This is a genomic window from Streptomyces sp. (assembly GCF_031181555.1).
In the GTDB taxonomy this organism is placed as follows: domain Bacteria; phylum Actinomycetota; class Actinomycetes; order Streptomycetales; family Streptomycetaceae; genus Streptomyces; species Streptomyces fimbriatus.
In genome coordinates this window covers 1-5,297 of the sequence record NZ_JAPSKQ010000167.1, presented here as the reverse complement: position 1 = coordinate 5,297, position 5,297 = coordinate 1, and the positions used below count along the sequence as shown (strand labels likewise).

The following is a 5,297-nucleotide window of genomic DNA, read 5'->3' as shown; positions in this document are numbered from 1 at the left end:
CCCCGTGGATGTCCTCGCGCGCCGACGCCCTCGCGCCGGGGCAACGGCCGGGGCCACCACCCCCCACAGGAGAGGCCCCGGCCGTCGCGCGGTACGGGCCGCGCGGCGACCCGTACTCCCTACAGCGTCGAGCGTGCGCTTTCTGTCACACCCCGCTGTGTCACGGGTTAGTTGCATCTCGGACGGACGTGGACGGAGACAGGTTTCAGGTCGTAACGTGCCTTTCGCGCCGGGCCACGGAGGACAAACGACCACAACAGCCACCTGCGGCCTAGAGAAGGCACGACCAATTGAGGAACCACGACGGCGAGAGCCCGGTCCGCGAGAGCGGCGCCGGCTGAGGCGCAGAAGGGCGCGCGCGGTGCTGGGGGACGACGCGGAGCTGACGGCCGCGGTGCGTGCGGCACAGGACGGGGACGAGACCGCGTTCCGGACTGTGTACCGCAGCGTGCACCCGCGGCTGCTGGGATACGTACGGACGCTCGTCGGCGAGCCCGACGCCGAGGACGTGGCGTCCGAGGCGTGGCTGCAGATCGCCCGTGACCTGGAGCGGTTCACCGGTGACGCGGACCGGTTCCGCGGCTGGGCCGCCCGCATCGCACGCAACCGCGCGCTGGACCACATACGCATGCGCGGGCGCCGCCCCGCGATCGGCGGCGACGAGACCGAGCTCACCGGGCGGGCCGCCGAGTCCGACACCGCGGGCGAGGCCATCGAGGCACTGGCCACCGACGGCACCTTCTCCCTCATCGGCCGGCTGCCGCAGGACCAGGCCGAGGCCGTCGTGCTGCGCGTGGTCGTGGGGCTCGACGCGAAGACCGCCGCCGAGACGCTGGGCAAGCGCCCGGGTGCCGTACGGACGGCCGCGCACCGCGGTCTGAAACGGCTGGCCGAGCTGCTCGGTGACGATCCGCAGGCCCATCCGGAATCCGCCGGGGTGCTCGACGCCCTTCCGCCCCAGAGAGAACCACGCCGTCGTACGGTGAGGTCCGCGAGTGTGACGCAGATGCGAGCGCGGACGCAGAAGGACATGTGATGGCCGACGAGCAGTACAGGTGGCTGGACCGCGAGACGGCGGAGCGTCTGCTGGACGGAGAGCCACCCGAGGCTGCCGATCCCCTCGCCCGTGAACAGGCCGAACGGCTCGCCAGGACGCTCAGGTCCCTCTCCGCCCCACCCTCGTCGAACAGCGGTGAACTGCCCGGTGAGGCCGCCGCCCTGGCCGCCTTCCGCGCCGCGCGCGAGGGGCGCGCCGCGCCGGGCGCGGATGCCGGCCGCCACGCCGGAACCCAGCCCTCCGACGCCGGGCCGATACGGCTCGGCGCCCCGCGCGGTGACCGTTCCGGAGTCGTCGGCGGACCCCGCTGGACGCGCCCCCTGCGTTTCGGGCTGGCCGCCGCGCTGGCGGCCGGCATGGTCGGCGGCGCCGCGGCCCTGGCCGGAACCGGAGTCCTGCCGACACCGTCCGACGGCTCCGGGGCCGACCCGGCCGCCTCCGTCACGGCCACCGGCGCCCCTTCCGAACGCCCCCTGCCGACGCCCCCGCCGAAGGAGGGCGGGCCCGGCGGAGCCACGCCCGAGGGCGGCCCGGGCCGGGACTCCCGGAGCACCACCGGCACCGCTCGGGGCGGGCCGGGCGCGCGGGGCGACGAGGACACCGGCGGGTCGGGGGAGCCCGGACCGGACGCCGGTGGCCCCGGGGCCCGTTCCGGACCCGGCTGGAAGCAGATCGCCTCGGCCTGCCGCGACCTCCGGGACGGCAAGGGACTGGGCGGTGACCGCAGGCGCCTCGTCGAGGGCGCGGCGGGCGGCTCCTCCCGCGTCGACACGTACTGCAAGAGCGTCCTGTCCACCCCTGACACCGGCCCCACGGCCAGGAAGCACGCCGACGGCGAGGCCCACCAGGGCAACGGCAGCGGCGGGGGCAGTGGCAACGGCGGGGGCAGTGGCAGCGGCGGGGGCAGTGGCAGCGGCAACGTCAACGGCAACGGTGCCGACGGGGACCACAGCGGCTCCCAGGGCCGGAGCGGCCACAGCGGCACACAGGGCAAGAGCGGCGGCCAGGGAGGTCGGAGCGGTCAGAGTGACCAAGGCGGTCAGGGCGGCCAGGCCGGAAACAACGGCAAGAACGGCAAGGGCCACCAGGAGTGAGGGGGGCGACGACGCCCCGGATCACCCCGTCGCACGTCCCTGACCTGGGGTTTCTCATTCCCCTGAAATTTCTTCGCCGACGGGTGTGACGTTTTTGGCCCCCGTGACGCAGTAATGAATGAGCCGACTGGTCATCGGCTGTCGCACGGAGCCGGGGTTCCCCCCGTACCCGCGGCTCGTGCACCCAGGCGCGGGCGGGACACGTTCCCCCGGTCCCGGCCCCCCCCCGCCGGGCCCCCCCCCGACCCCGCGCCCCGCCCCCCCCGGCGCGGGCGCACCAGGACCCCCGGGCCCCCCCCCCGCCCCGCATTCATCCCCCCTCTCGCCCCGCGCCCCTCACCAGTGCACGACGACCTTGTCGCCGTTGCGCACCTGCGCGTACAGCCGGGCGATCGCCGCCTCGTCCCGCACGTTGACGCAGCCGTGCGAGGAACCGGCGTAACCGCGCGCGGCGAAGTCGGCCGAGAAGTGCACCGCCTGTCCGCCGCTGAAGAACATGGCGTACGGCATGGGCGAGTCGTAGAGCGTGGACACGTGGTGCCGGGACTTCCAGTAGACGCGGAAGACGCCCTCCCGGGTCGGCGTGTACTCCGAGCCGAAGCGGACGGGCATCGTCGACACCGTCCGCCCGTCGACCATCCAGCGGAGGGTGCGGCTCGACTTGCTGATGCACAGCACCCGGCCGGTCCGGCAACGGGCGTCGGGTGCGTCGGCCGGCTGGCCGCCCATCAGATACAGCTCCCACCTGCCCGGCTCGCGGGTCATCCCGAGCAGCCGCTGCCAGGTGACGGTGTCGGTCCTGCCGGTCCGCGGCAGCCCGCGCTTGCCCTGGAAGCCCCTCACCGCCTCCTCCGTCGGCTCGTCGTACGTCCCGGTGGGCCCGTGGAGGAGCCAGGCGACCTGACGCAGCCGGGCCTGGAGCTCGCGGACGTCGCGGCCGGAGTCGCCGGGGGACCACAGCACGCGCGGGGGCCGCTGCTCCGGCGCGGTGCCGGGCCGCTCGTCACCGGACCCGGACGAGCCCCCGCCGTCGCCGTCCAGGGCGCGGGACGCGGACGGTGTCCCGCTCGGCAGCTCGATGCGCACCGGCGCCCTGCCGTCGCCGTCCGCGCCGGTGGGCTGCACCGTGCAGCCCGCCGCACAGCCCGTCAGGACGGCCAGTGCCGCCAGGGCGGCGCGCGCCCTCCCCCTGCCCGTCCCGCGCGTGCGGGCCTCCCCGTCCGCCCCGCACGTGCAAGCCCTCATGCCCGTACCCCGCACGCAAACCCCCCTCGTCCCACCGGTCGCCGCGCCCGGTCGTCAACCGAGATGTTCCCCGGACGTGACCGCGGCCGAACCAGGGGGCATGGTGGTGAGGGACCGGAAGACGACCGCCGCGGTGGACGCTGTGAGCGGGGCCCTACCGCGGCTGTGAGGAAGGTCCCAGCGTGAGCCCCTCCACCGGACCGTACGCGCACCGCTACAGTCCGTCGGAGGATCGGGTCTGCACTGGCGAGTAACTGACGAGTAACGGCGAGCGGGTCGAGCAGCCCTGCTCAGCGGGAGGCATCACACCATGGCGCGCGAGTCGGAGTCCGGACTGCCCATCGAACCGGTCTACGGGCCGGAGGCTCTTCAGGGCTGGGACCCGGCCGAGAAGCTGGGCGAGCCGGGGAAGTACCCCTTCACCCGGGGCGTGTACCCGACGATGTACACCGGCCGTCCCTGGACGATGCGCCAGTACGCCGGTTTCGGCACGGCGACGGAGTCCAACGCCCGCTACAAGCAGCTGATCGCCAACGGCACGATGGGCCTGTCGGTCGCCTTCGACCTGCCCACCCAGATGGGCCACGACTCCGACGCCCCGATCGCGCACGGCGAGGTCGGCAAGGTGGGCGTCGCCATCGACTCGATCGACGACATGCGGGTGCTGTTCGGCGGGATCCCGCTGGACAAGGTCTCGACGTCGATGACGATCAACGCCCCCGCGGCCCTGCTGCTCCTGCTCTACCAACTGGTCGCCGAGGAGCAGGGCGTGAGCGCCGACAAGCTCACCGGCACGATCCAGAACGACGTGCTGAAGGAGTACATCGCGCGCGGGACGTACATCTTCCCGCCCAAGCCGTCGCTGCGGCTGATCGCCGACATCTTCAAGTACTGCAAGGCCGAGATCCCCAAGTGGAACACCATCTCGATCTCCGGCTACCACATGGCCGAGGCGGGCGCCTCCCCGGCGCAGGAGATCGCGTTCACGCTGGCCGACGGCATCGAGTACGTGCGCACCGCGGTCGCGGCCGGCATGGACGTCGACGACTTCGCGCCCCGCCTGTCGTTCTTCTTCGTCGCCCGGACGACGATCCTGGAGGAGGTCGCCAAGTTCCGCGCGGCCCGCCGGATCTGGGCGAGGGTGATGAAGGAGGAGTTCGGGGCGAAGAACCCCAAGTCGCTGATGCTGCGCTTCCACACCCAGACGGCCGGCGTGCAGCTGACCGCGCAGCAGCCCGAGGTGAACCTGGTCCGCGTCGCCGTCCAGGGCCTGGCGGCGGTCCTGGGCGGCACCCAGTCCCTGCACACCAACTCCTTCGACGAGGCCATCGCGCTCCCGACGGACAAGAGCGCGCGGCTCGCCCTGCGCACCCAGCAGGTCCTCGCCTACGAGACGGACGTGACGGCGACCGTCGACCCCTTCGCCGGGTCCTACGTCATCGAGAAGATGACCGACGACGTCGAGGCCGCGGCCGTCGAGCTGATGGGCAAGGTCGAGGAACTCGGCGGCGCGGTCAACGCCATCGAGCGCGGCTTCCAGAAGAGCGAGATCGAGCGCTCCGCCTACCGCATCGCCCAGGAGACCGACTCCGGCGAGCGGGTCGTGGTCGGCGTCAACCGCTTCCAGCTCGACGAGGAGGAGCCGTACGAGCCCCTGCGCGTCGACCCCGCCATCGAGGCCCAGCAGGCCGAACGCCTCGCCAAGCTGCGCGCGGAGCGCGACCAGCAGGCGGTGGACTCGGCACTGGCGGCCCTGAGGAAGGCGGCGGAGGGCGAGGACAACGTCCTCTACCCGATGAAGGAGGCGCTGCGGGCCCGGGCGACCGTGGGCGAGGTGTGCAACGCGCTGCGGGAGGTCTGGGGGACGTACGTCCCGTCGGACGCGTTCTGAGCGGGCGGGC

General features: G+C 73.4%; 4 protein-coding genes. 3 read left to right on the top strand and 1 reads right to left on the bottom strand.

All coding sequences use genetic code 11. The features are described 5' to 3' along the window. Positions 1 to 361: 361 nt before the first annotated feature. Positions 362 to 1,036 carry an RNA polymerase sigma factor gene (locus RIM90_RS25985; protein WP_309063181.1) on the top strand — a complete coding sequence of 225 codons (675 nt, stop codon included), beginning with the start codon at positions 362 to 364 and terminating at the stop codon, positions 1,034 to 1,036. After that, positions 1,036 to 2,151: a hypothetical protein gene (locus tag RIM90_RS25980; RefSeq protein ID WP_309063180.1), complete on the top strand. Its 1,116-nt coding sequence runs from the start codon at positions 1,036 to 1,038 to the stop codon at positions 2,149 to 2,151. Before RIM90_RS25985 ends, RIM90_RS25980 begins: the two co-directional genes overlap by 1 nt. A gap of 336 nt (positions 2,152 to 2,487) precedes the next feature. On the opposite strand, the gene RIM90_RS25975 is transcribed toward RIM90_RS25980, so the two are convergent. Further along, complete coding sequence (locus tag RIM90_RS25975; protein WP_309063179.1) at positions 2,488 to 3,396, bottom strand: L,D-transpeptidase family protein; 909 nt, start codon at positions 3,394 to 3,396, stop codon at positions 2,488 to 2,490. Between the two features lie 310 nt (positions 3,397 to 3,706). On the opposite strand from RIM90_RS25975, the gene RIM90_RS25970 reads away from it, so the two are divergent. Continuing rightward, positions 3,707 to 5,287 (top strand): methylmalonyl-CoA mutase family protein, encoded by a 1,581-nt coding sequence (locus RIM90_RS25970; protein ID WP_309063178.1) that lies wholly within the window; start codon positions 3,707 to 3,709, stop codon positions 5,285 to 5,287. The last annotated feature ends 10 nt before the right edge of the window (positions 5,288 to 5,297 follow it).

Bases quoted from the DNA above. Each gene is read 5' to 3' on its own strand.
- RIM90_RS25980 (WP_309063180.1), top strand. From the start codon at position 1,036: ATGGCCGACGAGCAGTACAGGTGGCTGGACCGCGAGACGGCGGAGCGT.
- RIM90_RS25975 (WP_309063179.1), bottom strand. From the start codon at position 3,396: ATGAGGGCTTGCACGTGCGGGGCGGACGGGGAGGCCCGCACGCGCGGG.
- RIM90_RS25970 (WP_309063178.1), top strand. From the start codon at position 3,707: ATGGCGCGCGAGTCGGAGTCCGGACTGCCCATCGAACCGGTCTACGGG.